This window comes from Nonomuraea sp. NPDC049269, from assembly GCF_043197155.1.
In the GTDB taxonomy this organism is placed as follows: Bacteria; Actinomycetota; Actinomycetes; order Streptosporangiales; family Streptosporangiaceae; genus Nonomuraea.
In genome coordinates this window covers 719,939-744,853 of sequence record NZ_JBICSO010000005.1, presented here as the reverse complement: position 1 = coordinate 744,853, position 24,915 = coordinate 719,939, and the positions used below count along the sequence as shown (strand labels likewise).

The window sequence follows — 24,915 nt, the reverse complement described above, 5'->3', positions numbered from 1 at the left end:
GTGCGCAAGCTCGCGAGCGTCTTCACCGGCTACGCGATCCTGATCTTCTTCGCGCTGGTGTTCATCTACCCGTTCGTCATCCAGATCGCGAACTCGTTCAAGACCGAGCCGGACGCGGCCGCCTCCCCGCTGTCGCCTATCCCGCACCCGGGGACGCTGGCGGGGTTCGAGCGGGTGTTCAGCGGCACCGACCTGCCGGTGTGGCTGGGCAACTCGCTGCTGGTGACCATCGTGCTGACGGTCGGGCGGGTGTTCCTCGACTCGCTGGCCGGGTACGCGCTGTCCAGGCTGCGGTTCCGGGGGCGGTCGGCGCTGTTCGGGGCGGTGATCGCGGTGATGGCCGTACCAGGCGTCGTCCTCTTTATCCCGAAATTTCTGGTCCTCAATCAGTTGGGGATGTATGACAGCTATCTGGCGTTGATCCTGCCGGTGATCGTGGACGCGGCGGGCGTGTTCATCATGAAGCAGTTCTTCGACTCGATCCCGGCGGGGGTGGAGGAGGCCGCGCGGATCGACGGCGCGGGCGCGTTCCGCACGTTCTGGTCGGTGGTTCTGCCGATGGCGCGGCCGGCGCTGATCACGCTGACGATCATCTCGTTCCAGGGATCGTGGAACGAGTTCCCCCACACGCTGGTGGCCGTCCAGGACCCGGCACTGTTCACGCTGCCTCGGGGGCTGGCCGACCTGGTCAGCGGGTCGCTGGGGGGTGGCACGCAGTACCCGCTCAAGCTGGGCGCGGCACTGCTGGCGACGATCCCGGTGGCGGTGATCTTCGTGATCTTCCAGCGCCGGTTCGTCCGCGGCGCCAACGAGGGCAGCGACAAGGGCTGAACCCGCACCTGCCCGGGCGCCGACGCACAGGAGGCTGGGTGGTCAATGGTCGGTGATGAGGGCGTCCAGAGCGGCGGCCTTGTCGGCTTCGGTGGGCAGGGCGTAGCGGCGGGTGGTGTCCAGCGAGCCGTGGCCGAGGAGTTCGGCGACCAGGATGGGGTCCTTACCGTCGCGGATGAGCTGGGTGGCGAAGGTGTGGCGCAGGACGTGCGGGCTGAAGGGTTCGGCGGGGTCGTCATTGAGGCCGACGGCGTCGCCGAGGCCGGTGATGATGTCGCGGGCGGCGCGGTCGCTCAGGCGGCCGCCGCGCTGGTTGAGGAACACCGCGGCGTGGGTGCCGGCCCCCTTCCCATCGGCGCGGGCCTCCAGCCAGTGGGTCAGGGCCTGGCGCAGGTCCGCATGGATGGGCAGCAGGCGGATCTTGCCGCCGTCGCGGCCCTTGCCGCGGATGCGCAGTTCGCCCTCGCGGGCCGACAGTCGTACATCGGCCAGGTCGAGGCCGACGACCTCGGAGATGCGCAGGCCGGCGTAGTAGGGCAGCAGGGCGATGGCCTTGTCGCGCGGGGATGCGGTGAGCTGGACGTGGCGGACGTAGCGGCGGGTGCGCGGGGCGTCCAGGGCGCGGGGGGCGGTGGGGCGCGCGTCGCGTTCGCGGCGCGCCTGGGGCTTGCCGAGGCCGCGGCGGGCGTAGAAGTCGTCCAGAGCCGACAGGTAGCCGTCGATGGTGTTGGGGGCGCGGCGGCCGTTCTTCAGATGCCGGCGGAAGTCATGTACCGCGCCGGTGGCGGCGATGGGGTCGGTGAGCGGGTCGCCGTCCAGGATGCCGGCGTCGGCCTGGTCGGCCAGCCAGGCCAGGTAGCCGCGCAGCCGGGAGGCGTACTTGGTCTTGGTGGAGTCGGCCAGCGGGGCGTGCGCGAGTACAGCGGAGTAGTCGGCCAGGACGGCGGCGTGGGGGGCGGGGAGCGGGACGGCCAGTGACTGGCGCGTGTTTCCGGAAGCTACTCCGGCCGGTTTCGTGAGCTCTGAGGGCGTGTTTCCGGAAGTCACCTGCTCAGTCTACTTCCGGAATTGCCGAATTCCGGAAGTACGAGGTAGAGTGAAGACACCGAGGTCTTTTCGAGCGTTGGCATTCAGGTCCGCGTCGCCTCCGGCGAACCACCACCGGCCCCTTTCCGAGGGCCTGGACAGGTCAGGCGACCATGACGCCGACACTTCTTTCTCAACCCGCACCGCTCAGCTCCGCCTCGTCCGCGATCCCTCGGGTCAATTCCGCGCTACGGCTCAGTCTCTGTCCGGTGTCGAATCGGCGCGCGGTGGTGGACGGGGCCTGGTGGCCCTCCTCCCGTGACGCGGCCGCCGAGTTGCCTGGTCTCATCGCCGCCGTGGATCGGCTGCTTGGTCGAGTCACGCTCCGCGTCGGCGTCCATGGCGATGCGTGGCAGAACATCCCGCGCCGCATCCCGGCGCGCGGGCGTCAGGTCCGCGTCGACTGGTTCCGCCGCACCGACCCGCGCGTGATCACTCTCAGCTTCGCCGCCGGCGAGCCGGTCGTCCTGCTGATCACCCCTTCGGGTACCGCCGAGGCCACGGCCGACGGCTCGGCCCGCTGGGAGGACGAGGGCGGGTCGGTCATCGGGCAGATGGCGCAGCCATTCATGGGACGGCCGACGACGTCGGAATGACCCCGTGCCGCCTGCCGGCCGGATCGAGCGGTCCTGGCACCGCCCGTACTGGCGGCGGGCCGATCTTCGGCCGGCAGGCATCTCATGACCTTTCAGTTTCTCCCGTGAGGAGGACTTCCATGACCGTCATCGACACCGCCCCGCTCGCCGGGGTGAGCGCCTCGGCGCCGACCCTCGTGCAGCTGTCGGGGGACATCGACATCTTCACCACAGCCCGTCTGCGCAAGAGGCTGATCAACACCCTCGACCACAGCACCGACCTGCTCATCTTGGATCTGTCCCGGGTCACCTTCTGCGGGGCGGGCGGCTTGGGCGTGCTGATCGGCGTGCAAGGCCGTGCCCGGACACGGGGCATCACGCTGGCTCTGACCGGCGTTCCTCCGCGCATGGCCCGGCTGCTGCGCATCACCGGCCTGGACCACCGCTTCCCGATCATGGCGTGACCGGCATGCCGCCCACCCGCAAGCCCGCCGAGGCGGGCTATGACGGCAATTGCCGGCCGCCGTCTTCTACGGGGTGACCGGGCTGGGGGTGACGGTCGGCTTCCACCGGCTGCTGACCCACCGCTCCTTCACCGCCCGCCCGTGGCTGCGCGTCGCCCCGGTCGTGGCCGGGTCGATGAGCTTTCAAGCGCCCTGACGGCGTTCATCTGGGCCGGCCTGGTCCGCGTCGCCCTGCTGCAGGGTCCGCTTCTCCAGCCGGCTGCCACGCGGCAGGGTGACGACCATGATGTTGCTGGGGATGTCCAGCGCGATGCGGTGCCATCGCCCGCGCGGGACGATGGCGGCGGTTCCGGCCAGCAGCCTGATCTCTTCCTCCTCTTGTCCCGCCCGCTCCGGACGGAGGTAGAGGCGGATCTTCCCGATGAGGCAGGACACGACCTCCTCGGCCTCGGGGTGGACCTCCCAGTGGTCGGCATGGACGTCGGCGGCGGTCTTCGCGTGGAAGGCCATCAGCTGCCAACCCTCCTGGTCGGCGTCCATTTTTCTCTTCCCGGCGTGAATCGTGCCGCCTTGGTGAAGGCGGAAGGAGGACGCCAAGAGATCGATCGAGGTAACAGTCATGCCCAAACGACCTTCCTGCGGTGATGTTTCCTGGTCAATTCCGGGTGGGGAGCAGCTCGCGGTCATCGGCCCGCTCAGCCGCCCGTGATGGTGGGCTGGTCCGGCGCAGGACGGTGAGGGCGACGAGGACGGCGGCGGTCAGGAGCGCGGCGCTGAGGGTCAGGCCGAAGGCGTACCCATCGTTGAGGGTCTCGGGCGTGGCTAGCTGGCCGGTGCGGTGGGCGGCCGCGGTGCCGAGGGCGGCGAGGCCGAGTGAGGCGCCGATCTGGCGTGAGCTGTTGAGCAGGCCGGAGGCGGTTCCGGTCTCGTGGGGCGCGACGCCGCCGGTGGCGATGGAGACGACCGGTCCGAGGCAGAGCCCGAAGCCGACGCTGGCGATGATCGAGGGCCCCAGGACGTCGGTGATGAAGGCGCCATCAGGACTGATCAGGCCGAACCAGGCGAACCCGGTCGCGGTCAGGAGCCCGCCGATGACCAGAAGGGTCCGGGGAGCGAGCCGGTAGCCGAGCTTGACGGCGAGCACGGCACCGGCGACCACGCCGAGCGCGAACGGCAGGAACATCGCCCCGGTCAGCGCCGGCCCCGTTCCCAGGACTCGTTGGAGGTAGAGGGACATGAAATAGAAGGCCGCGGCCATGGCCGCACCGACCAGGAGGTTGTAGACGTTCGCGCCGGCGACCGAGCGGTTGGCGAACAGGCCGAGCCGGATGAGCGGTTCGCGAGTGGTGGTCCGCTCGACATAGATGAACGCGGCCAGCAGTACGGCGGCGACCGCCAGCGTCGTCAGGGTGACCGGCGAGGTCCACGCGTACTGATCGGTGCGGACGACGCCGAACACCAGCAAGGTCATGCCCGCCGTGGCCAGGACGGCGCCGAGCACGTCCGGACGGCCGCCGCGAGCGGCCGGCGGACCGGCGGCGATGCCGCGCCAGGCCAGGGCCAGCACGCACGCGACTATCGGCACGTTCACGAACATCACCCAGCGCCAGCTGACGTACTCGGTGAGCAGGCCGCCCAGCAGAACGCCGAGGGCGCCGCCCGCCGCGTTCATCGCGCTCCACACTCCGAAGGCCCGGACGCGGGCCTTGCCCGTGGGGAACGTCTCGGTCAGCAGCGCCAGCGCGGCCGGAGCCAGCGCGGCGGCCCCGATGCCCTGCGCGGCTCGGGCGGCGACAAGATGGCCGGGTACCTGGGCGAAGCCGCCGACGAGCGAGGCCAGGCCGAACAGGCCGAGCCCGAGCAGCAGGACCCGCCTGCGGCCGTACCGGTCGGCGGCCTTGCCGCCCAGCAGGAGCAGCCCGCCGAAGGTGAGAGCGTAGGCGTGGATCACCCAGGTCAGGCCCACAGCGCTGAAGCCGAGGCCGGCGGCGATCTGCGGGAGCCCGACGTTCACGACCGACAGGTCCAGCGACACTGTGAACTGCACGACGGCCACCACGGCGAGGGTGAGCCCCGGCCTGGCGTGGATGTTCTGACGGGTTCTCATGACCGCAATCGTCGTCCGGCGACTGCTCAGGGGCGTCGTACAGGCGAAGTCATCTGCCGCTACCACCTCGGGATCAACGACCGACCGGACTACGACTCCGGGAGTAGTGCCCTTAGCCGGGGAGGATGGCGGCTTCGGCGTCGGCCGCCACCGCCTCGTCGACGCGGTCGAGCCGTCGCAGGCAGGCACTCAGGGTGAGCAGGGCGTCGTGCAGGGCCTGCTCGGCTCGGCGGACCTCCTTCCGCGAGGACCTCAGCTCCTCATGTCGCCGCTTGCGCAGGTACGCCTCGGAGTAGCGCTGATCGTCGTCCCAGTCGTCGTTCGCCAGCAGACTCCGGTGCCGCTCCTGATGAGCGCGCGCCCTGTCGCGGTAGAGCTGTGCCGCTTCCTCGGCGGCGGTCAGCGCTGATTCCGGCACCTCCAGCGCGAGCAGGCGGACGCCGAGGTTGTGCCAGACCCTTGCCTGGTCGGTGTCACGCTTGCGGCGCCGCATCTTGCGCATCGCCTCGACGATGCAGGCGCGCGCCTGTTCGGTCTGCCCGCTCCGGACGAGCCGCTCGCTGCACAGGTCCAGCGCCAGGAGGAACTGAACCGTCGAGTCGGGCTGTCGCCACCAAGCCGCCATGACCTCGGCGCTCACCTCGGCGGCTTCGGCGACACGGCCGACCTTGTCCAGGCGATCCGCGTAGGCCGTCAGCGCGTGGATGAGCTCGAAGCCGGCCGATCGGGCCCCAGCGTGCTGCAGCCGGCCGCGGATCTCGGTTACCACCTCTGCCGCGGACTCCACCGCCTTCTGGTCGCGGCCGAGCCTGGCGAGGAGCAGCGTCCGCCAGGAGCGCGCATCCGAGGCCTTCGCCTGCGCGGATCGGTTGGTTTCGGACAGCCGCAGGAGCTCCTCGACAACCTCGAGAGCTTCCTCATACCGCTTGCAGTCCATGAGGCTGAGGCGTAACGCGGCCAAGGCGTGGACGATCCTGTCACCGAACGAGCCCGGTTGGTCGGCGGACAAGGTCCGATAGACCGCCAGTTCCTCCCGGCGCGCCAAACAGGCGAGATCGTCCCATCCCAGCTCGGTCAGCCACTTGGCGAGTTGGTCCAGCGACTCGGGTAAGGCGGTCGGCGAGCGCCACGTGTCCGGGGATCGCCCACGCATCCGCCTGACCAGCTCGAGCTCGTCCACCGCCCACCGCACGGTCTTGTCCGGCCGGACCACGCCGCCGTAGCGGGTGGGATCGACGGGACGTACGAGCATCGCCGGCTGAACCACGCCAGCGTCCGGCTCATTCATCCCCCGTATATACCACCTGCGCATGGGTCGGCGGGGTTGCAGGAACGGCCGGCGCGCAGACGCTCGGGGGCGTGGCAGACCAGCCAGTCTTCGGCGCTGCCCCAGTGGCACTCGCAGTTGTGCTCGTCGGGACGAGCGGTCATGCCGCGGAAGGTGGTGGCCAGGGCCTTCAGCGCCGCGTCGAGGTGAAGACCGGCGGGTGCCTGGTCGAAATGCTTCATGGGCGTATGCCTTTGAGGGCTCCGGCGGCTCGCGCCAGCCGAAGATCACTACCTTACCCGGGTCCTCCTGCTATGAAGGTCGGCGTGACCAATGTTGTGACTCGTGCCGGTACGGTCCGTGGGGTCGATCTCGGGGATGTGCTCAGCTGGCAGGGGATCCCCTATGCCGCTCCTCCCGTGGGTGAGCTCCGGTTGCGGCCGCCGCAGCCTCCGGCGCCCTGGCGGGGCGTGCGGGATGCCACTGAGCCGGGGAAGGCGGCCATGCAGTCCGTCCTGCCGGGCCTGCCGGCGCCGGTCATGGATGAGGACTGCCTGTATGTGAACGTGGCGGCGCCTCCCCCCGACGGGCGGCTGCGGCCGGTGCTGGTCTGGGTGCATGGGGGTGGTTATCTCACCGGCAGTGGTGTTGACATGTACGGCGACGGCGGAAATTTCGTGCGCAGTCATGATCTTGTGGTGGTGAGCTTCAACTACCGTCTGGGCAGCCTGGGGTTCCTCGACATCGGCGACTCCTCCGGGGTGTCGGGGCTGCTCGATCAGGTTCAGGCGTTGCGGTGGGTGCGGGAGAACATCGCCGCGTTCGGCGGGGATCCTGAGCGGGTGACCTTGTACGGGTTGTCGGCCGGGGCCAAGAGTGTGGCCAATCTGCTGGCCACCCCGCTCACCCGCGGGCTGATCCACCGGGCCGCGTCCAGCAGCGGCGGTGGTGATCATGTGGCCACCGAGGCGCAGGCCAAGGCGGTGGCTGGGCGGTTCCTGCGGGAGCTCGGCGTGGGTGCCGACCGGGTGCGCGAGGTGCCCGCCGCCGAGATGGTCGCGGCGCAGGACGCCATCGCCACCGGGGTGCGGGCGCTCTGGGTCTGGCGGCCGGTCATCGACGGGACCGTGCTGTCGGGGCGGCCCATCGACGCCATCGCCGCGGGTGCCGCCGCCGGCATCCCGCTGCTCACGCAGACCTGCGGGAACGAGGGCGGCACCTTCCAGATGATGGACGGCAGTACGGCCGCGCAGGCACCGCGGGTGCTGGCCGAGCTGTTCGGGGCAGAGGAGGCGGACACGATGCTGGCCGCGTACCGCGAGAGCCGGCCGGAGCTCGACGACACCGCGCTCGGCCTGGCCGTCCTCGGGGACGAGCGGTACGGCATCCCCACTACCCGGCTGGCCGAGGCGCAGGCGCGGCACGCCCCGGTGTGGCGCTCCCGCTACGACGGGCCCTTTGCCGGGGTGCCCGCCACGACGCACCTGGGCAGGCTGCTGCGCGGCGGGCACGGCGCGGACGGCCCGATGATCTGGCGGTCGGTCCCGCTCACCGACGCCGCCGACCGGGCGCTGTCAGCGGAACTGCACGACACCTGGGGACGCTTCGCCCTGGGTGACACGCCCGGCTGGACGCCCTACGACACCGGACACCGCCAGACCATGATCTTCGACTCCGGCCGGAGCCGGGTCGAGCCCGATCCGCGCCCGATCGAGCGCCGCGCCTGGGACGGCCGCACCTGGCCATCAGGAACCTGGTGGCACCTCGACGGCCTCACGTGAACCTGAAAAACTCGGTGCCGGGATCGCGTTCACCGAGTACGGCGTGTCGGGGGTCGGGGTCGTGGTGAAGCGGGCGTTGGGCAGGTAGAGCCGGTTGCCGAACGACGCCACGGTGGTGGGGACGTCGAAGCGCGGGTCCGTCAGCCGGTTCACGACCTGACCGGAGGTGCCGTCGGCGTTGAGCCGGATGACGGCCACGGTGTTGAGCCGGTTCTGCACCGCGTACAGCGTCCGGCCGTCCAGCAGCAGGCCGTCGCCGTTGACCAGGGACTCGCCGCCCAGGTTCACCTCCGTGGTGACGCCGGTGGCGGGGTCGGCCCTGAACAGCTTGCCGACGTTGGACTGGACGATGAGCAGGCCCTTGCGGTCGGGGGTCGGGGCGATGCCGTTGGCGTTGTTGCCGGTCGTGTACTGGATGGCGCCGGTGAGCGGGACCGAGACGGCCTGGTCGGGCAGCGCGCCGTGGCGGCCGAGTGCCAGCTTGTACAGGACCGGGTTGGTGGAGTCGGTGAACCAGGCCGCGTCTCGCGTGACCACGACGTCGTTGACGAAGGACGCCCCGGTGGCCAGCGTGTACGACTTGAGCACCGCTCCGGTGCGGGCGTCGATCACCCGGGCGGTCCCGGCGGTGCCACCGGCTACGAACAGACGGTTCCGCGAGTCGAGCTTGAGGCCGACCGAGGGGGTGCCGGGGCCCTTGCTGACGACGGCGTCCTGTCCGGTGCGCAGGTCGGCGCGGTAGATGTCGCCGTTCGCCAGGGAGCCGAGGTAGGCCACGGGCCGGCTGCCGATCGCTATCCCCTCCGGCCGGAAGCCGTTGGGGAGCGCGATCGTCTCCGGCGAAGTGGTGGCCTGCGCGGGCGTACCAGACAAAGCGAGGAGGGCGCAGAGTGCGGTCGTGAGGATCGCTGATCTCATGCGCCCCACGATGCCCCCGCCCCCGAGCCGGGCAAAGGCCCAAAGGGCAGGTTCACAGGCACCTCTGAGAAACAGTCAGACCTCGATCAGCTCCACCCCCATGAGGTCCGCCAGGGCACGCAGCTCGGCGGCCCGGTGCCCGATGCCGAGGGACCAGTGGTGGGAGATGCCGGTGGCGCTCCAGTCGTCCGTCCACTCCCCCGGATCGCGGCCGAAGTCCACGCGGGAGGTCGTGTTACCGATCTTGAGGTGCGGGCCGTCCACGGTCTCTCCCTCCGACACGACGAAGCCGAACCGGCCGTCCCGCCGCTGGAGCAGCCCGAACGCCGTCACCGGTCCGTGCGCGACGTCGAACTCGACCGACACGCCCCACCCGCGCTTGCCGTGGAAGACGCCCAGGCCGCGCAGCAGCGGCTTGCGCGAGCTGATCGCCAGGTGGGCCGGCCCGTCGTGGCCCATCTCGACATGACCGCGCAGGAAGTCGAGCGCCTGCAGCTCGGTGAAGGAGCCGCCGCCGCCCAGCCGATCCATGATCAGCATGGCCAGCGAGGTCCGCAGCTCGTACTCCCCCGCCGCCGGGACGCCTCGGGCGGTGAGCAGCGACGAGCCGAGGATCATGCCCGCGCCGAGCCGTTCGTGGATCTCGCCGTCGAGCCCGCGGTGGTAGTAGGCCAGGCTGTCGAGCTCGAAGTCGGCCACCAGCTGGTCCAGCCCGGCCGACACGCGCGCCGCCCACTCGAAGTCCTCGGGCACGACCGTGTCGGCCAGCTCGAACACCTCCCGCGCGAGCTCCATCCGCTCCTTGACCTGGGCGTCGGTGACCTTCTCGACCCGTACGCGCAGGTCGTCGAACTCCAGCACCTCCACGTGCCCGCCCAGGTTGACCGGCACCAGCGTGAGGTCGGTGGCGACGTCGAGCATGCCCGGGTACAGGTGGCCCATGAGCCCGTGCCGCCCGTTACGCAGCGTGGCCCGCACGCCCGCCGCCTTCACCCACCGCTCGATCCGCGCCCAGGCCCGCTCGTCCTCCAGGTAGCCGGACACGGAACGGAACGGGATCCCGGCCCTGGTGAACGTGTTGGCCATCTCCGGCAGCGGGCACGCGCCGCAGTAGGCCAGCCACTGCCCGGTGTCGAACGTCTCGTGGTCCATCGACTCCGACGGCTGCAGGTTGATCAGCAGCACCGGCGCGCCGCTGCGCTGCGCGATCGGGAGCAGCATGGTGGCGGTCATGTAGGTGGTGAGGAAGCCGACGATCAGGTCGCAGCCCGCCTCCCGCAGCCGTTCCGCGGCGGCCGCGCCCTGCTGGGCGTCGGAGATGAAGCCGACGTCGACCACTTCGCAGCCGAGTGTGCCCATGCGTTCGGACACTCGTGCCGACGAACGCTCCAGCTGCGGCAGCAGGTCGGGGAACTGCGGCCAGTACGCGCCGAGCCCGCCCGCGACGAGCCCGACCCGGGTGGGACGGGCGGGGATCCGTTCGAGCGTCATGTCTTTGATCTCCTCTTCGGTTGCGGGTGAGGTGTCCCGCCGTTGCCGGCTGAAGCCTTTGGGGAGGGTACGTGGGTCAGCGGAGGAAGGCGGCGGCCACTCCGGCGTCGACCGGGATGTGCAGCCCGGTGGTCAGCGACAGGTCACCGCCGGCGAGCGCGAACACGGCCGCGGCCACGTGCTCCGGCAGCACCTCCTGCTTGAGCAGCGTGCGCTGGGCGTAGAACTCGCCCAGGCGCTCCTCCTCGACCCCGTAGACGGCCGCCCGGTTGGCGCCCCAGCCGGAGGCGAAGATCCCGGAGCCGCGTACGACGCCGTCGGGGTTGACGCCGTTGACCCGGATGCCGTGCGGGCCCAGTTCGGCCGCGAGGAGCCGCACCTGGTGGGCCTGGTCGGCCTTGGCCGCGCCGTAGGCGACGTTGTTCGGCCCGGCGAACACGGCGTTCTTGGAGGAGATGTAGACGAGGTCGCCGCCCATGCCCTGGCTCAGCAGGACCCGCGCGGCCTCCCTGGAGACCAGGAAGGAGCCGCGGGCCATCACGTCGTGCTGCAGGTTCCAGTCGTCGAGCGTGGTCTCCAGCAGCGAGCGCGACAGGGACAGGCCAGCGTTGTTGACGACCAGGTCGACACCGCCGAAGGCGAGCACCGCCTGCCGTATCGCGTCGGTGATCTGCTCCTCCGACGTCACGTCCACGCGTACGGCGATCGCGACGTCCTGCGGCCGGTACGCGGCGCCACCCAGTTCGGCGGCGACCTTGTCGGCGGCGGCGAGGTCGCGGTCGGCGACCACCACGCACGCCCCCTCGGCGGCCAGCCGCCTGGCGGTGGCGGCGCCGATGCCGGAGCCGCCGCCGGTGACCAGCGCGATGCGCCCGGCCAGCGGCTTGGGCGCGGGCAGGCGGCGCAGCTTGGCCTCCTCCAGCTCCCAGTACTCGATGCGGAACTTCTCCGACTCCTCGATCGGCCGGTAGCTGGACAGCGCCTCGGCGCCGCGCATCACGTTGATCGCGTTGACGTAGAACTCACCGGCGACCCGGGCGGTCTGCTTGTCCTTGCCGAAGCTGAACATGCCGACCCCGGGCACCAGCACGATCGCCGGGTCGGCGCCGCGCATCGCGGGCGAGTCGGGCGCCGCGTGGCGCTGGTAGTAGGCGGCGTAGTCCGCGCGGTACTGGGTGTGCAGCTCGCCGAGCCGGGTCAGGACGTCCGCGAGTGGGGCGTCCGGCGGCAGGTCCAGGACGAGGGGGGCGACCTTGGTACGCAGGAAGTGGTCGGGACAGGAGGTGCCGAGCGCGGCGAGCCTGGGGTGCTCGGCGCGGGCCAGGAAGTCGAGCACCTCGGGCGAGTCGGTGTAGTGGCCGACCTGACGGGCGTCGGTGCTCGCCAGGCCGCGGATCGCGGGGAAGAGCTCGGCCGCGCGGCGGTGCCTGGCCTCCTCGGCCAGGGGTTCGTGGACGACCGGGCCGAACGGGTCAGGGCGGCCATGGTCGGCGATGTACTGCTCGGCGGTACGGATGATCTCCAGGGAGTTCGCCTGGCACTCGGCGCTCGTCTCGCCCCAGGCGGTGATGCCGTGGCCGCCGAGGATGCAGCCGATGGCCTGCGGGTTCGCCGCCTTGATCGCGGAGATGTCGAGGCCGAGCTGGAAGCCGGGGCGCCGCCACGGCACCCAGACGACCCGGTCGCCGAAGATCCGCGCGGTCAGCTCGGGGCCGTCGGCGGCGGTGGCGATCGCGATGCCGGAGTCGGGGTGGAGGTGGTCGACGTGGGCGGACTCGACCAGGGCGTGCATGGCGGTGTCGATCGACGGTGCGGCGCCGCCCTTGCCGTGCAGGCAGAAGTCGAAGGCCGCCACCATCTCGTCCTCGCGCTCCTCGCCCGGGTAGACGCCGGTCAGCGCCCTGAACCGGTCCAGGCGCAGGACGGCCAGGCCGCCGGCGGTGAGCGTGCCCAGGTCGCCGCCGGAGCCCTTCACCCAGAGCAGCTCGACGTCCTGGCCCGTCACCGGGTCGTTCTCGGTGCCCTTGGCGGAGGCGTTGCCGCCCGCGTAGTTGGTGTTGCGCGGATCGGAGCCGAGCGTGTGCGCTCTTTCGAGCAGTTCGTTCTTGGCGTTCGACATCAGGCCCCCCAGCCTGCCTGGTTGCCACCGACGCGGTCGGCGGCGATCTTCTCGAAGTATCCGGACTTGGCGTAGGCCGCCATCGGGTCGGGCGCGAGCCCCATCTCCTCCCGCAGCTCACCGAGCAGCGGGCGGACATCGGTGTTGTAGGCGTCCATCAGCACGGCGTTGGCGCCCAGCACGTCGCCCTCCCGCTGGGCGACGGCCAGCGCGTCGCGGTCGACGAGCAGCGCCTTGGCGGTGGCCTCCTGCACGTTCATCACCGAGCGGATCTGACCGGGGATCTTGGGCTCGATGTTGTGGCACTGATCGAGCATGAAGGCCGTCTCGTGGGTGTACCCACCGCCGCCGATGACCTCGAACATGATGCGGAACAACTGGAACGGGTCGGCCGCGCCCACCATCAGGTCGTCGTCGGCGTAGAAGCGCGAGTTGAAGTCGAACCCGCCGAGCTTCCCTTCACGCAGCAGGAACGCCACGATGAACTCGATGTTGGTGCCCGGCGCGTGGTGCCCGGTGTCGACCACGACCTGCGCCTTCGGGCCGAGCTTGAGGCAGTGCGCGTAGGCGGTGCCCCAGTCGGGCAGGTCGGTCATGTAGAAGGCGGGCTCGAACAGCTTGTACTCCAGCAGGAACCGCTGCTCCTCGCCGAGCCGCTCGTAGACCGCGGCGAGCGCTTCGGCGAGCCGGTCCTGGCGGGCCCTGATGTCGTCCTGGCCCGGGTAGTTGGTGCCGTCGGAGAACCACAGCTTGAGCGTGTCCGACCCGGTGGCGTCCATGATGTCGACGCAGTCGAGCAGGTGCCGCAGCGCCTTGCGCCGCACCTCGGGATCGGGGTGGGTGACGCTGCCGAGCATGTAGTCGTTGTCCTGGAACACGTTGGAGTTGATCGCCCCGATGGTCACGCCCTGCTCGGTCGCGTGCCGCGCGAGGTCCTCATAGTCATCGACCTTGTCCCACGGGATGTGCAGCGCCACGGTCGGCGCGACGCCGGTGTAGCGGTGCACCTGCGCCGCGTCGGCCAGCTTCTCGTACGGGTCGCGCGGCACGCCCTGCTGGGCGAACACCTTGAACCGTGTGCCGGAATTGCCGTACGCCCAGGAGGGCGTCTCTATGCGCTGCTGCCGCAGCTGATCCTTGATCATTTTTCCCCGATTTCAATCCAGATGGAAAACTTCGGCCAGCGTGAACAGCGCCTCGTCGGGCCGCCCGGCCTCGAAGAAGGGAGCCATCTCCGCCTGCCAGCGGCTGTTGATCTCGGTCTCGGCCATCGCCTGCTGAGCCGCCGCGAAGTCATCGGTCTCCAGGTAGCCCACCAGCAGCCCGTCATCGCTCAGGAACAGCGAGTAGTTACGCCACCCGGTCTTCGTCAGCGCATCGAGCATCTCGGGCCATACGGCCCGGTGCCGCTCCTTGTACTCCTCAAGCCGCTCGGGCCGCACCCGCAACAGAAAACAAACCCGCTCCACACCAACCTCCTCTCAATAGACCCACCACCACTCGCCAGACGCCCCTCCAGGCGCCTCTCAGGCGCCGCGTCGGCGGGACGATGTGCGGCCGGATCCGGCGCCCCTGACGGCGCCGAACCTGGTTCACGGAACACGGCCAAGACTGCGCACGTCACGGCGCCCAGCCACCTCCACCGGAGGAGCGTGCCCCTGGACAGGGGCCGGCCCTGGTCGGCGGTTGGGGCCCACTTGGCCGTGCCGTAAAAAAACAAGAGCTTGTTTAATAATCGAATTGGTCTATGTTCGCCGCGTCGAAGGTGAACGGCGGACCCAGGATCACCTCGCCCTGCTTGCCGATCGTGCGCTCGCCCAGCTTGCCCGCCTTGAACGTCTCCCCCTCAGCCCCCGTGATCTGCCCCGACACCAGCGCCGCGGCGGCGTAGGAGGCCAGGTAGCCGAGGTCCTTCGGGTTCCACAGCGCGAACTTCGCCACCGTCTTGTCCTTGACGAACTGCCGCATCTGGTTCGGCGTCCCAAGCCCGGTGAGCACGACCTTGCCCTTGTACTTGGAGCCGGAGATGTACCGGGCCGCCGCCGAGATGCCCACCGTGGTCGGGGAGATGATCCCCTTCAGGTCGGGATAGGCCTGCATCAGGCCCTGCGTCTGGGTGAACGACTTCTGGTCGTCGTCGTCGCCGTAGGCCACCTTGACGAGCTTCATGTCCTTGTACTCGGGCTTGGTCAGCTCGTCCTTCATGAACTTGATCCAGGTGTTCTGGTTCGTGGCGTTCGCGGTGGCCGACAGGATGGCGATGTCGCCCTTGTTGCCGATCATCCCGGCCAGCAGCTTGACCTGGCTGCGGCCGACCTCCTCCGAGCTGGCCTGGTTGATGAACAGGTCGCGGCACTCCGGAGCGGCGTCCGAGTCGTACGCGACGATCTTGATGCCCTTGGCGCGGGCCTGCTGGAGCGGCCCGCAGACGGCGTTCGCGTCGTTGGCTGCGATGAGGATCGCGTCGTGGCCCTGCTGGGTGAGCGTGTTGATGTAGGAGATCTGCGACGAGGCCGACGCGTCGGACGGGCCGACCTCCTTGGCCTCGCCCTGGTACTCCTTGGCCGCCTCGATGCCCGCGTTGTCGACGATCGTCTCGTAGGGGTTGTTGATCGCCTTGGGCAGGAAGGCGAGCTTCAGCCCCTGCTTGATCGGGGCGTTCGGGTCGGCCTTGGCGGCCGACGAGGAGGCCGGCGCCGGCGCGGGCGCCGAGGTCACACTGGACTTGGTCGTGCCGCCGCAAGCCGCTACGCCAAGAGCTAGGAGCGCGGTCACAGCGGTCAGGCGCATCGGGGTCATAGGGATCCTTTCAGAGCTGGCCTGACGAGCGAGACGAGACGGGGGGTGAGCACCGAGACGATGAGGAGCAGCCCGGTGACGATGGACTGGATCTCGGTCGAGACGTCGCCGAGCATGAGCAGATTGCGCAGCAGCCCGATGAGCAGCACACCGGCGATGACGCCACCGAGCGTGCCCTTGCCGCCGTCGAAGTCGACGCCGCCGAGGAGCACGGCGGCGATGACGGCGAGTTCGATGCCCACGCCGTTGTCGGCCCGGGCGGAGCCGTACCTCAGCGTGAAGACGACACCGGCGAAGCCGGCGACGGTACCGGAGATCACGAAGAGCAGCAGTTTGATGCGCTTGACGCGGATTCCGGCGAAGAACGCGGCCTGCTCCTGCGCGCCGATCGCGTACAGCGCCCGGCCGAAGCCGGTGGCGTGCAGGACCACGCCGACGACGGCGGCCAGCAGGACGAACAGGGCTATCGGGTACGGGACGGGCGTCCCCGGCACGTCGTTCAGGGCGAGCGCGGTGTAGTCCGGCGGGAACTGGGCGATCGCCCGGTCCCCGAGCACGACGTAGGCGAGGCCGCGGTAGAGGGCGAGCGTGCCGATCGTGACGGCCAGCGAGGGCAGCCCGAGCCGGGTCACCAGCAACCCGTTGACCAGCCCGCACACGGCCCCGGTCAGCACGGCGAGCGGGATGATCGTCTCGATGGCCATGCCACTGTCCCAGAGCGAGCCGACCAGCGCGCTCGACAGCCCGAGCACGGAGGCGACGGACAGGTCCACCTCGGCGGCCACGACCAGCATGGTCATGGCCAGCGCGATGAGCGCGATCTCGCCCAGGTCACCGAGCGCGAACGACAGGTTGTCGACGGTCGCGAAGCTCGGCGAGGTGAGCGAGCCCGCGGCGAACACGGCGATCAGCAGCGCGCCGACCAGCACGTCCCAGCGCAAGGCCTTAGCCATGGCGGCTCCTGTTCCTGAGCAGACGGGCCAGTCTGAGGGCGAGCACCCGGTCGACGCTGATGGCCAGCAGGAGCAGCGCCCCGGTGATGGCCTGCTGCCAGAACGGGTTGACCCGGAGCACGACCAGCGCGCTGCCGATCGTGGTGAGCAGCAGCGCGCCGAGCGCGGCGCCGTACACGCTGCCGACGCCGCCGGTGATCGCGACGCCGCCGACCACGACCGCGCTGACCACGAGCAGCTCCCAGCCGTGCGCGGAGTCGGCGATGACCGTCCCGAACCTGGCCAGCCAGAGCACCCCCGCCAGCCCCGCGAGGCAGCCGCTGACCAGGTAGGCGACCAGGATCCGCCGTCTGACGGGCACGCCCGCCAGCCGGGCGGCCTCCGGGCTGGAGCCGATGGCGTAGAACTCCCGGCCGCTCGGGTACGACCGCAGGTAATAGCCGATCGCCACCATGATCACCAGCGTGATGAGCGGCAGGTACGGCACGCCGAGCACGGAGCCGTTGCCCAGCGACAGCAGCCCCGGCGGCAGGTTGACCGCGTTGATCTGCCGGCCGTGGGCGATGTAGTGGTCGACGCCCTGGATCACGTACAGCGTGCCGAGCGTCACCACCAGGGCGGGCACCCGGCAGAAGCTGACCAGCAGCCCGTTGAGCAGCCCGCAGGCCGCGCCGATCGCCACGCCGAGCAGGGCGCCCGGCACGATGCCCCAGCCGCTCGCCAGCAGGTCGCCGGTCACGAAGGCGACCAGGCCGACCACGGAGCCGACGGACAGATCGAGGTTGCGGGTGATCACCACCAGGGACTGGCCGACGGCCAGCAGCGCGAGGATGGCGGTGTTGAGCAGGATGTCCTCGACGCCCTGCCCGGACAGGAAGTTGCCGTTGACGCTGGCCGTGACGCCGACGAGCGCGGCCAGCGCGATGACCAGGCTCAGCTCGCGGGCGCGGAACACCAGGTCGACGAGCCCGCGGGCACTGCGCGCCGACGTCGTCTGCTCGGGCGGCGCGGTCGCAGTCGTCACGCGGCTTCCCCAGTCATGCGGATCCCAGTCATGCGGCCCTCCCGGTGGCGGCGTTCATCACGCTCTCCTCGGTCGCGTCGGCGCGCGAGATCTCGGCGGTCAGCCGTCCCTCGTGCATGACCAGCACCCGGTCGGCCATGCCCAGCACCTCCGGCAGGTCGGAGGAGATCATGAGCACCGCGATGCCCTGCCCGGCCAGTTCCGACAGCAGCCGGTGCACCTCCGCCTTGGTGCCGACGTCGATGCCGCGGGTCGGCTCGTCCACGATCAGCACGGACGGCTTCGTGGCCAGCCACTTGGCCAGCACTACCTTCTGCTGGTTGCCGCCGGACAGCACGCCCACCCCGTCACTGAGCCGGGCGAACTTGAGCCGCAACCGCACCGCCCAGTCCTTGGCCCGGTCGCGCTCGGCCTTCCGCGAGATCGTCACGCCCCTGCGCAGCGAGCCCAGCCCGGTCAGGCCGATGTTGCGCTCGATCGACAGCTCCATGACCAGCCCCTGCTGGCGGCGGTCCTCCGGCACCAGGGCCAGGCCCGCGCCCATCGCCGCCGTCGGGCTCCCGGCGGGCAGCCGCCGGCCGTCCACGGACACCGAGCCCGCGTCCCAGCGGTCCACGCCGAAGACCGCCCTGGCCACCTCGCTCCGCCCGGCGCCCACCAGCCCGGCGAGCGCGACGATCTCGCCCCGCCGTACCTGGAAGGAAACGTCGGTGAAGACGCCCTCGCGGGTCAGCCGCTCCACCTGGAGCGCGACCTCGCCGAGCGGGGCCTCCTCCTTGGGGTAGAGCGCGCCGAGCTCGCGGCCCACCATGCGGCGTACCAGGTCGTCGTGGGTGAGCCCCGAGACGGGTTCGCTGGCGATCCAGGCGCCGTCGCGCAGCGTCGTGACCCGCTGGCAGAGCGAGAAGATCTCGTCCAGCCGGTGCGAGATGAACAGGATCGCGCAGCCGTGCTCGCGCAGCGCCTCGACCACCGAGAACAGCCGCGCCACCTCGTTGCCGGACAGCGCGGCCGTCGGCTCGTCCATGATCAGGACGCGGGCGTCGCGGGAGAGGGCCTTGGCGATCTCGACGAGCTGCTGGTCGGCGATGGACAGGCCGCGCGACGGCTGCTCGGGGTCGAGGGCGACGCCGAGCCGCTCGAACAGCTCCCGCGCCTGGCCGTGCATCGCCTTGCGGTCGATGCGACCGAGGCCGCGGCGGGGCTGACGGCCCATGAAGATGTTCTCGGCGACGGACAGGTCCGGAAAAAGCGTCGGTTCCTGGTAGATGACGGCCACCCCGGCCTGCTGGGCGTCGGCCGGTCCCGCGAAGACGACCGGCTCGCCGTTCAGCAGCACCTGGCCGGTGTCGGGCCGGTGGACGCCGGCGAGGGTCTTGACGAGAGTCGACTTGCCCGCGCCGTTCTCGCCCGCCAGGGCGTGCGCCTCACCGGCGAACAGGTCCAGTGAGACCTCGCGCAGCGCTCTGACCGCTCCGAACGACTTGCTGACGTTCGCGAGCGCGAGTGTGGGGGTGACACTCATGCATCCCTCCGGACAACAAACGTTTTAATCGCGACGAACCCGGAATCTAAGCGCTGGACCAGCAGGCGTCAATGCCTTCACGCCTCTTCTGGCGTCTTTGTGATTGTTACGTTTTAATCGGGGGGTGCGATTCACTGCCGTGGACCTAGGCGCCTCCAGCGGGCGGGTCATGAGTGCCGACGTGTCAGCCGACAGCGTGCGGCTCGTGGAGGAACATCGCTTCCTCAACCGGCCCGTACGCGTGGCCGGAACCCTGCACTGGGACATCCTCTCCCTCTACCAGGGCCTGCTCGACGGGCTGCGCAGGGCCGGGCCCGCCGAGTCGGTCGGCATCGACGCGTGGGCCATCGACTACGGGCTGCTCGACCGCGACGGCGCGCTGATCGGCAACCCGGTGCACTACCGCGACGGCCGCACCGAGAAGATCACCGAGCGGATCGATCCCTATGAGGTGACCGGGCTGCAGTTCCTCCGGTTCAACACGGTCAACCAGTTCGCCTGCGACCGGCTGGACCGGGCCGAGACGATGCTGCTGATCCCCGACCTCCTGGGGTACTGGCTGACCGGCGAGCGCTGGGCCGAGCGCACCAACGCCTCGACGACCGGTCTGTACGACGTCACCAAGCGGGACTGGGCCTGGGAGCTGATCGCCCGCCTCGGGCTGCCAAGCCGGATTTTTCCCGAAATTTCGGATGGCGGCGTCGCGGCCCTGCGGTCCGACGTGGCCGCCGAGATCGGCTACACCACCTCCCTGGCCCAGGTGGGCTCGCACGACACCGCCTCGGCCGTGGTCGGCGTGCCCGCCACCGGCGACCGCTTCGCCTACATCTCCTGCGGCACCTGGTCCCTGGTCGGCGTCGAGCTGCCCGCCCCCGTGCTCACGGAGGAGAGCCGCCTGGCCAACTTCACCAACGAGGCCGGCATCGACGGCACCACCCGCTACCTGCGCAACGTCATGGGCCTGTGGATCCTGCAGGAGTGCATGCGCGTGTGGGACAACCCGCCGCTGGAGCCGTTGCTCGCCGCCGCCGCGGAGGCCAGGACCGACGCCGTCATCGATCCCGACGATCCGTCGTTCCTGCCGCCGGGTGACATGCCCGCCCGGATCGCGGACTACTGCGCGCGTACCGGGCAGACGGCTCCGGAGGGTAGGGCGCAGGCCGTACGATGCATCCTGCAGAGCCTCGCCCTCGCCTACCAGCGGGCCGTCGCCGACGCCGTCCGCCTGAGCGGGCGGCCGGTCGAGGTCGTCCACCTGGTGGGCGGCGGATCGCGTAACGCGTTGCTGTGCCAGCTCACCGCCGACGCGACCGGCCTGCCGGTCGTCGCGGGGCCCGTGGAGGCGGCCGCCCTGGGCAACGCGCTGGTCCAGGCGCGGGCCCGCGGCGTGGTCGGTGACCTGGCCGACATGCGGGATCTGGTACGACGAAGCGAGAGCCTGCGCACCTACGAGCCACGGGGGCAATGATGACGACGGTGAGCATCAAGGACGTCGCGGCCCGGGCCGGGGTGTCGCCCGGCACGGTGTCCAACGTGCTCAACCGTCCGGAGAAAGTGGCCGACTCCACCCGGATCCGCGTCGAATCGACGATCAGGGAGCTCGGCTTCGTCAGGCACGGCTCCGCGTCGACCCTGCGGGCCGGCCACAGCCGCACCGTCGGGCTGTCCGTGATCGACATCGGCAACCCGTTCTTCACCGACGTGGCCGCCGGGGTGGAGGACGTGGCGAGCGAGCGCGGCTACGCCGTCATCCTCGGCAACTCCTCGGGCAGCCGGATGAAGGAGGAGCGCAACCTGCTGGTGTTCGCCGAACAGCGGGTGCGCGGCGTGCTCATCACCCCGTCGGACGAGGACCCGGGCCGGCTCGACCAGCTACGGGGGCGCGGCATCTGCGTGGTGCTCGTCGACCATCCGGCCGAGCGCTCCGACCAGTGCGCGGTCGCCGTGAACGACGTGACCGGCGGCTCGATGGCCGTCGCGCACCTGCTGGAGGGCGGCGCGGGCAGCCTCGGCTACGTCACGGGACCCGCCGTGATCAGACAGTGCCAGGACCGCAGGCGCGGCGCCGAGCAGGCGATGGCCGCGGGCGGCCGCGACCCGCGCGAACTGCTCGAGGTCGCGATGCCCGCCATGACGGCGAAGGCGGGCCAGCAGGCGGCCGAGAGACTGCTCGCCGAGGGGACGCTGCCGGACGCGCTGTTCTGCGCCAACGACCTGCTCGCGCTCGGCATGCTGCGCGGCCTGCTCCAGGCGGGCGTACGGGTGCCCGACGACGTGTCGCTGATCGGGTACGACGACATCGACTTCGCCTCGGCCTCCACGGTGTCGCTGACCTCGATCCGGCAGCCCACGTACCAGCTCGGCCGGGTGGCCACCGAGCTGCTGCTCGACGAGTGCGACAACCCGGCGACGCACGCGCACCAGCAGATCATGTTCCAACCGGATCTCGTCGTGCGGGAGTCCACGCGGTAGGTTGTGGCGCAAACCGACAAACGGGGTTGATCATGCAAAATGGTGCCCGTCATGCGCTCGGAGTGGTCGCTGGACTGCTCCTCCCTCCGTTGATCGCCGTCGGACTGTTCTACGGCGTCGATCAGGTCAGTCGTAGCTACCAGCAGTTCATCCTCTCCTGGACCGGGCTCGGGGTGCTCCTCGTCACGGGGATCCTGCTCGCGTTCCTGCTCGGCTCGCGACTGTCGCCCGTCGCCTCGCTGGTGGGCGGGCTGGAGTTCACCGCGTTCGGCATCCTGCCGTTCCTGGAGATAAGCGGACTTCGTCTGATCCCCGACCGCTTGTTCGGCGACGAACTGTGGTCCGGGTTCCTGACCCTGGCCTACACCGGGCTGCTGCTGATGTTCGGCGTGATGCTGCTGGTGTGCTCGGCCTTCCCGTCCCGCTGGCGGTCGCCGGCCCCGCGCGCCCTCCCGGCCGGGCCCACGTACGGAGTGATCCCGCCTTATCAGGGACCTGAGGACGCGACCCGGCCGATCCACCGCGATTGACCGTCGGTGCGGTCGTGGCCTGGCAGAATGCCGCCATGCGCGACTCCAGGATCGTCGATTTCCTCGCCCAGCTCGCCGCCCACGTACCAGCGCCGGGCGGCGGGGCCACCGCGGCGCTGCACGCGGCACAGGCCGCCGCGTTGCTCGGCATGGTCGCCCGCTACACCACCGGGGAGAAGTACACCGACCACGCCGAGGCCATCGTCGCGCTGATCGCCGAGACCGACACGATGCGCGCACGGGCGCTGCGGCTGCTGGAGGAGGACGCGGTGGCCTTCACCGCGGTGACGGACGCCTACCGCCTGCCGAAGGGCCCGGAACGCAGCGCGGCGATCGCCTCGGCCCTCGTCGGCGCGGCCGAACCGCCCGCCAGGGTCGTCGAGACGGCCACGCGCCTGGTCGAGCTCTGCGAGCTGCTGCTGCCGATCGGCAACCCCAACGTGATCACGGACGTGGCGGCGGCCGCCGACGCGGCACGCGCGGCCCTCACGACCGCACGGGTGAACGTCGAGATCAACCTGAACGGCATCAAGGACGAAAAGTCCCGCGCCGCGCTCCAGGCCCGCCTCGCCCACGTGGACGCCACAGTCGCCAGAGCGGACCAGGTGACGGCCACCGTCCGCGAACGCCTCACCCCGTGACCGCCCACCTCCCAGGGGTACGCCGCCAGGACGCGCGCCAGGAGCACCACCCCACTGCGCACCACCCGAGTGCGCGGCCTTGGGCACGCGCCGTCCCTATGCGCGCCGCCCTGTTGAGCGGGGGGATGGTCACGGGGCTGCAGGGGCGTACGAGAGGATCGACGTGTGAAGACGCTGACGGGTAAGGAACTGGCCGCCGCCATCAGGGCGGAGACGGCGGCGCGGGTGGCGGCCGGGCCGCAGCCGAAGCTGGCCGTCGTGGTCGCGACCGCCGATGAGGCGAGCCTGTGGTACGTACGGTCGATCGCCAAGGCCGCCTCAGGCGTGGGCATCGCCTGCGACCTCGCCGACCTGGGCCCCGGCGCCACGGCCACCGGCATCCGGGAAACACTCGAACGGCTCAGCGCCGACCCGGGCGTACACGGCTTGATGCTGCAGACCCCGCTCCCCCCGGACGCGTCGGCGCAGGAGCTGGCCGCCGCCATCGACCCGGCCAAGGACGTGGACGGCGCGAACCCGCTGTCCCTGGGCCGCCTGGCCGCCGGGCTGCCCGCGTTCGCCCCGGCCACCGCGGCCGCCGTGCTGGCGCTGCTCGATCATTACGGAGTCGAGCTGGAGGGCCGCCGGGCCGTGGTCGTCGGCCGTTCGACCGTGGTCGGCAAGCCCCTGGCGCACCTCCTGCTCGACCGGAACGCGACAGTGACCGTCTGCCACTCGCGCACCCGCGACCTGGCGGCCGTCACGTCCACGGCCGAGGTGTTGATCGCGGCCGTGGGACGGGCCGGGCTGATCGGGGCGGAGCACGTGGCGCCCGGCGCGGTCGTCATCGACGTCGGCACCAACCCCACCGAGGACGGAGGCCTGGCCGGCGACGTGGACTCCGCCGCGGTCGCGGACCGGGCCGGGGCGCTGACACCGGTCCCGGGCGGCGTCGGCCCCGTGACGACCGCACTCCTGCTGCGGCACACCGCGCAGTCGGCGGGCCTGATGTGAGCACGTGCTGAATGACCGAGATGGCAATGCCGGTGGGCGTCGACGCGTGACGTACCGGACGACCGAGACGGCGACGCTGGAGGGTGTCGATGCGTGACGTGCTGATCGTGCAGAACAGCAGAAGCGGCGGCCCCGGCCGCCTCGGCGGCTGGCTGGAGGAGGCCGGGCTGCGGCTGGACGTCGTACCCGCCTATGACGGCGCCCCACTCCCTGCCAGGCTGTCGCACGATGCCATGATCATGCTGGGCGGCGGCTTCCTGCCGAGCGACGACGACCGGGCGCCGTGGCTGGCCACGGCCAGGAGCCTGGTCGCGCAGGCGCTGGACGAGGGCGTGCCGCTGTTCGGCATCTGCCTGGGCGGTCAGATGCTGGCCGAGGTCGCGGGCGGCGAGGTGACCCCCGACGCGGGCGCTCCGGAGAACGGCAGCCTCCCCGTGACACTGCGGCCCGAAGCCGCCGACGACGCGCTCTTCCACAGCCTGCCTGAGGTGGTGCCCGCCATCGAGCACCACGTCGACGCGGTCACCGCTTTGCCGCCGGGGGCGGTCTGGCTGGCGCAGACCACCGCCTGCCCGTACCAAGCGTTCCGGGTCGGGGAGCAGGCGTGGGGCGTGCAGTTCCATCCGGAGGTGCTGCCGGTGCGCATCCGCGAGTGGCGGGTCGACGGCTTCGACCCGGACGAGGTCTATGCGCGGGCGGTGGCCGATGAGCCGGTGTCGACGCCGATCTGGCGCGAGGTGGCCACCCGCTTCGCCAAACTCGCATGAGCCAGGCTCAGGGAACGGGCCGCTATCCGACCGGGCTCACGGCGCTGGTGGTGCCGATCCCGGAGGCCGAGCCGGTCGTGGGCCGGTGGCGGACCGCGCTCGACCCGTCCGCCGCGTACGGGGTGCCGGCGCATGTGACGGTTATGTACCCGTTCCTGCCGCTCGACGCGGTGGACCGGGAGGCGCTGGCCGGGCTCTTCGCCGGGTATGCGCCTTTCGAGGTGGTGTTCGCCAGGTGTGGGCGGCTGCCCGAGTTGCTGTATCTGGAGCCGGTGCCCGGTGAGCCGTTCGTCCAGCTCACGCACGCGGTGACCGGGCGCTGGCCCGAGGCCCGGCCGTACGGAGGCAAGTACGAAACGGTAATGCCACACCTTTCAATCGGGTACGAGAACGACGGCGCCGCCCTCGACGAGGCGGGGACGGCGATCGAGCGAGGGCTGCCGGTCACGGCGCGGGTGGGGGCGGTCCAGCTGGTGGCGTACGACGGCACGGTCTGGCAGGTGGTCGAGGATTTCCCGTTGACGGCGGCGGGCTCGCCTCGCTAGGCCTGCTGGACGCGGGCGTGCTGACCG

26 protein-coding genes are annotated in these 24,915 nt (G+C 70.7%); 12 read left to right on the top strand and 14 right to left on the bottom strand.

Features of this window, described 5'->3' with window-relative positions:
- Entirely contained in the window at positions 1–831 is an 831-nt protein-coding gene (locus ACGFNP_RS30875) for a carbohydrate ABC transporter permease (protein WP_358325509.1), read from the top strand.
- 42 nt (positions 832–873) lie between these two features.
- On the opposite strand, the gene ACGFNP_RS30870 is transcribed toward ACGFNP_RS30875, so the two are convergent.
- The gene (locus ACGFNP_RS30870) at positions 874–1,878 is read right to left on the bottom strand and encodes a tyrosine-type recombinase/integrase (RefSeq protein WP_393324880.1); all 1,005 of its coding nucleotides are present in this window, start codon (positions 1,876–1,878) and stop codon (positions 874–876) included.
- Positions 1,879–2,030: 152 nt separating this feature from the next.
- Between ACGFNP_RS30870 and ACGFNP_RS30865 the strand changes: the two genes are divergently transcribed.
- From ACGFNP_RS30865 to ACGFNP_RS30855, 3 genes are all read left to right on the top strand, one after another.
- Complete coding sequence (locus ACGFNP_RS30865; RefSeq protein ID WP_393324878.1) at positions 2,031–2,513, top strand: DUF5994 family protein; 483 nt, start codon at positions 2,031–2,033, stop codon at positions 2,511–2,513.
- A 119-nt stretch (positions 2,514–2,632) separates the two neighbouring features.
- A complete protein-coding gene (locus tag ACGFNP_RS30860; RefSeq protein ID WP_393324876.1) occupies positions 2,633–2,956 on the top strand; it encodes an STAS domain-containing protein in 324 nt (107 codons plus the stop codon).
- A gap of 49 nt (positions 2,957–3,005) precedes the next feature.
- The gene (locus ACGFNP_RS30855) at positions 3,006–3,152 is read left to right on the top strand and encodes a hypothetical protein (protein WP_393324874.1); all 147 of its coding nucleotides are present in this window, start codon (positions 3,006–3,008) and stop codon (positions 3,150–3,152) included.
- Here the strand turns inward: ACGFNP_RS30855 and ACGFNP_RS30850 are convergent.
- The 4 genes from ACGFNP_RS30850 to ACGFNP_RS30835 form a co-directional block, all read right to left on the bottom strand.
- Complete coding sequence (locus ACGFNP_RS30850) at positions 3,140–3,496, bottom strand: cupin (protein ID WP_393324872.1); 357 nt, start codon at positions 3,494–3,496, stop codon at positions 3,140–3,142. The genes ACGFNP_RS30855 and ACGFNP_RS30850 overlap by 13 nt on opposite strands.
- Before the next feature lie 115 nt (positions 3,497–3,611).
- On the bottom strand, positions 3,612–5,063 hold the full coding sequence (locus tag ACGFNP_RS30845; protein ID WP_393324870.1) for an MFS transporter: 1,452 nt from the start codon (positions 5,061–5,063) through the stop codon (positions 3,612–3,614).
- Positions 5,064–5,175: 112 nt separating this feature from the next.
- Positions 5,176–6,351 (bottom strand): hypothetical protein, encoded by a 1,176-nt coding sequence (locus ACGFNP_RS30840; RefSeq protein ID WP_393324868.1) that lies wholly within the window; start codon positions 6,349–6,351, stop codon positions 5,176–5,178.
- Entirely contained in the window at positions 6,348–6,572 is a 225-nt protein-coding gene (locus ACGFNP_RS30835; protein WP_393324866.1) for a hypothetical protein, read from the bottom strand. The genes ACGFNP_RS30840 and ACGFNP_RS30835 overlap by 4 nt, the downstream gene beginning before the upstream one ends.
- An 84-nt stretch (positions 6,573–6,656) precedes the next feature.
- Between ACGFNP_RS30835 and ACGFNP_RS30830 the strand changes: the two genes are divergently transcribed.
- Complete coding sequence (locus ACGFNP_RS30830) at positions 6,657–8,111, top strand: carboxylesterase/lipase family protein (RefSeq protein ID WP_393324864.1); 1,455 nt, start codon at positions 6,657–6,659, stop codon at positions 8,109–8,111.
- Here ACGFNP_RS30830 and ACGFNP_RS30825 read toward each other — a convergent pair.
- The 9 genes from ACGFNP_RS30825 to ACGFNP_RS30785 form a co-directional block, all read right to left on the bottom strand.
- Positions 8,076–9,029, bottom strand: coding sequence for an SMP-30/gluconolactonase/LRE family protein (locus tag ACGFNP_RS30825; RefSeq protein WP_393324862.1), 954 nt, complete (start codon positions 9,027–9,029; stop codon positions 8,076–8,078). The two genes, ACGFNP_RS30830 and ACGFNP_RS30825, sit on opposite strands and share 36 nt — an antisense overlap.
- A gap of 75 nt (positions 9,030–9,104) precedes the next feature.
- Positions 9,105–10,520: an arabinose isomerase gene (locus tag ACGFNP_RS30820; RefSeq protein WP_393324860.1), complete on the bottom strand. Its 1,416-nt coding sequence runs from the start codon at positions 10,518–10,520 to the stop codon at positions 9,105–9,107.
- A gap of 76 nt (positions 10,521–10,596) precedes the next feature.
- Positions 10,597–12,639, bottom strand: coding sequence for a bifunctional aldolase/short-chain dehydrogenase (locus ACGFNP_RS30815; protein ID WP_358325475.1), 2,043 nt, complete (start codon positions 12,637–12,639; stop codon positions 10,597–10,599).
- Positions 12,639–13,784 (bottom strand): L-rhamnose isomerase, encoded by a 1,146-nt coding sequence (rhaI, locus tag ACGFNP_RS30810; protein ID WP_358325472.1) that lies wholly within the window; start codon positions 13,782–13,784, stop codon positions 12,639–12,641. The genes ACGFNP_RS30815 and rhaI overlap by 1 nt, the downstream gene beginning before the upstream one ends.
- A 12-nt stretch (positions 13,785–13,796) precedes the next feature.
- Positions 13,797–14,108 (bottom strand): L-rhamnose mutarotase, encoded by a 312-nt coding sequence (locus ACGFNP_RS30805; RefSeq protein ID WP_358325469.1) that lies wholly within the window; start codon positions 14,106–14,108, stop codon positions 13,797–13,799.
- 259 nt (positions 14,109–14,367) lie between these two features.
- Entirely contained in the window at positions 14,368–15,438 is a 1,071-nt protein-coding gene (rhaS, locus tag ACGFNP_RS30800) for a rhamnose ABC transporter substrate-binding protein (RefSeq protein WP_393324857.1), read from the bottom strand.
- Complete coding sequence (locus ACGFNP_RS30795; RefSeq protein WP_393324855.1) at positions 15,435–16,391, bottom strand: ABC transporter permease; 957 nt, start codon at positions 16,389–16,391, stop codon at positions 15,435–15,437. The genes rhaS and ACGFNP_RS30795 overlap by 4 nt, the downstream gene beginning before the upstream one ends.
- The gene (locus tag ACGFNP_RS30790) at positions 16,384–17,415 is read right to left on the bottom strand and encodes an ABC transporter permease (protein WP_393324853.1); all 1,032 of its coding nucleotides are present in this window, start codon (positions 17,413–17,415) and stop codon (positions 16,384–16,386) included. The genes ACGFNP_RS30795 and ACGFNP_RS30790 overlap by 8 nt, the downstream gene beginning before the upstream one ends.
- 28 nt (positions 17,416–17,443) lie before the next feature.
- Positions 17,444–18,940 carry a sugar ABC transporter ATP-binding protein gene (locus tag ACGFNP_RS30785; protein ID WP_358325457.1) on the bottom strand — a complete coding sequence of 499 codons (1,497 nt, stop codon included), beginning with the start codon at positions 18,938–18,940 and terminating at the stop codon, positions 17,444–17,446.
- Between the two features lie 169 nt (positions 18,941–19,109).
- Here ACGFNP_RS30785 and ACGFNP_RS30780 point away from each other — a divergent pair, with 169 nt between their 5' ends.
- The 7 genes from ACGFNP_RS30780 (at position 19,110) to ACGFNP_RS30750 (ending at position 24,888) form a co-directional block, all read left to right on the top strand.
- On the top strand, positions 19,110–20,408 hold the full coding sequence (locus tag ACGFNP_RS30780; RefSeq protein WP_393325095.1) for a rhamnulokinase family protein: 1,299 nt from the start codon (positions 19,110–19,112) through the stop codon (positions 20,406–20,408).
- On the top strand, positions 20,408–21,412 hold the full coding sequence (locus tag ACGFNP_RS30775) for a LacI family DNA-binding transcriptional regulator (RefSeq protein ID WP_219536206.1): 1,005 nt from the start codon (positions 20,408–20,410) through the stop codon (positions 21,410–21,412). Before ACGFNP_RS30780 ends, ACGFNP_RS30775 begins: the two co-directional genes overlap by 1 nt.
- A gap of 89 nt (positions 21,413–21,501) precedes the next feature.
- On the top strand, positions 21,502–21,942 hold the full coding sequence (locus ACGFNP_RS30770; RefSeq protein ID WP_358325453.1) for a hypothetical protein: 441 nt from the start codon (positions 21,502–21,504) through the stop codon (positions 21,940–21,942).
- Between the two features lie 35 nt (positions 21,943–21,977).
- The gene (locus ACGFNP_RS30765; RefSeq protein WP_358325451.1) at positions 21,978–22,583 is read left to right on the top strand and encodes a cyclodeaminase/cyclohydrolase family protein; all 606 of its coding nucleotides are present in this window, start codon (positions 21,978–21,980) and stop codon (positions 22,581–22,583) included.
- A gap of 165 nt (positions 22,584–22,748) precedes the next feature.
- The gene (locus tag ACGFNP_RS30760) at positions 22,749–23,576 is read left to right on the top strand and encodes a bifunctional 5,10-methylenetetrahydrofolate dehydrogenase/5,10-methenyltetrahydrofolate cyclohydrolase (protein WP_393324850.1); all 828 of its coding nucleotides are present in this window, start codon (positions 22,749–22,751) and stop codon (positions 23,574–23,576) included.
- Positions 23,577–23,665: 89 nt separating this feature from the next.
- Positions 23,666–24,343: a type 1 glutamine amidotransferase gene (locus ACGFNP_RS30755; RefSeq protein ID WP_393324848.1), complete on the top strand. Its 678-nt coding sequence runs from the start codon at positions 23,666–23,668 to the stop codon at positions 24,341–24,343.
- Positions 24,340–24,888: a 2'-5' RNA ligase family protein gene (locus ACGFNP_RS30750; RefSeq protein WP_358325445.1), complete on the top strand. Its 549-nt coding sequence runs from the start codon at positions 24,340–24,342 to the stop codon at positions 24,886–24,888. Before ACGFNP_RS30755 ends, ACGFNP_RS30750 begins: the two co-directional genes overlap by 4 nt.
- Positions 24,889–24,915: the final 27 nt, after the last annotated feature.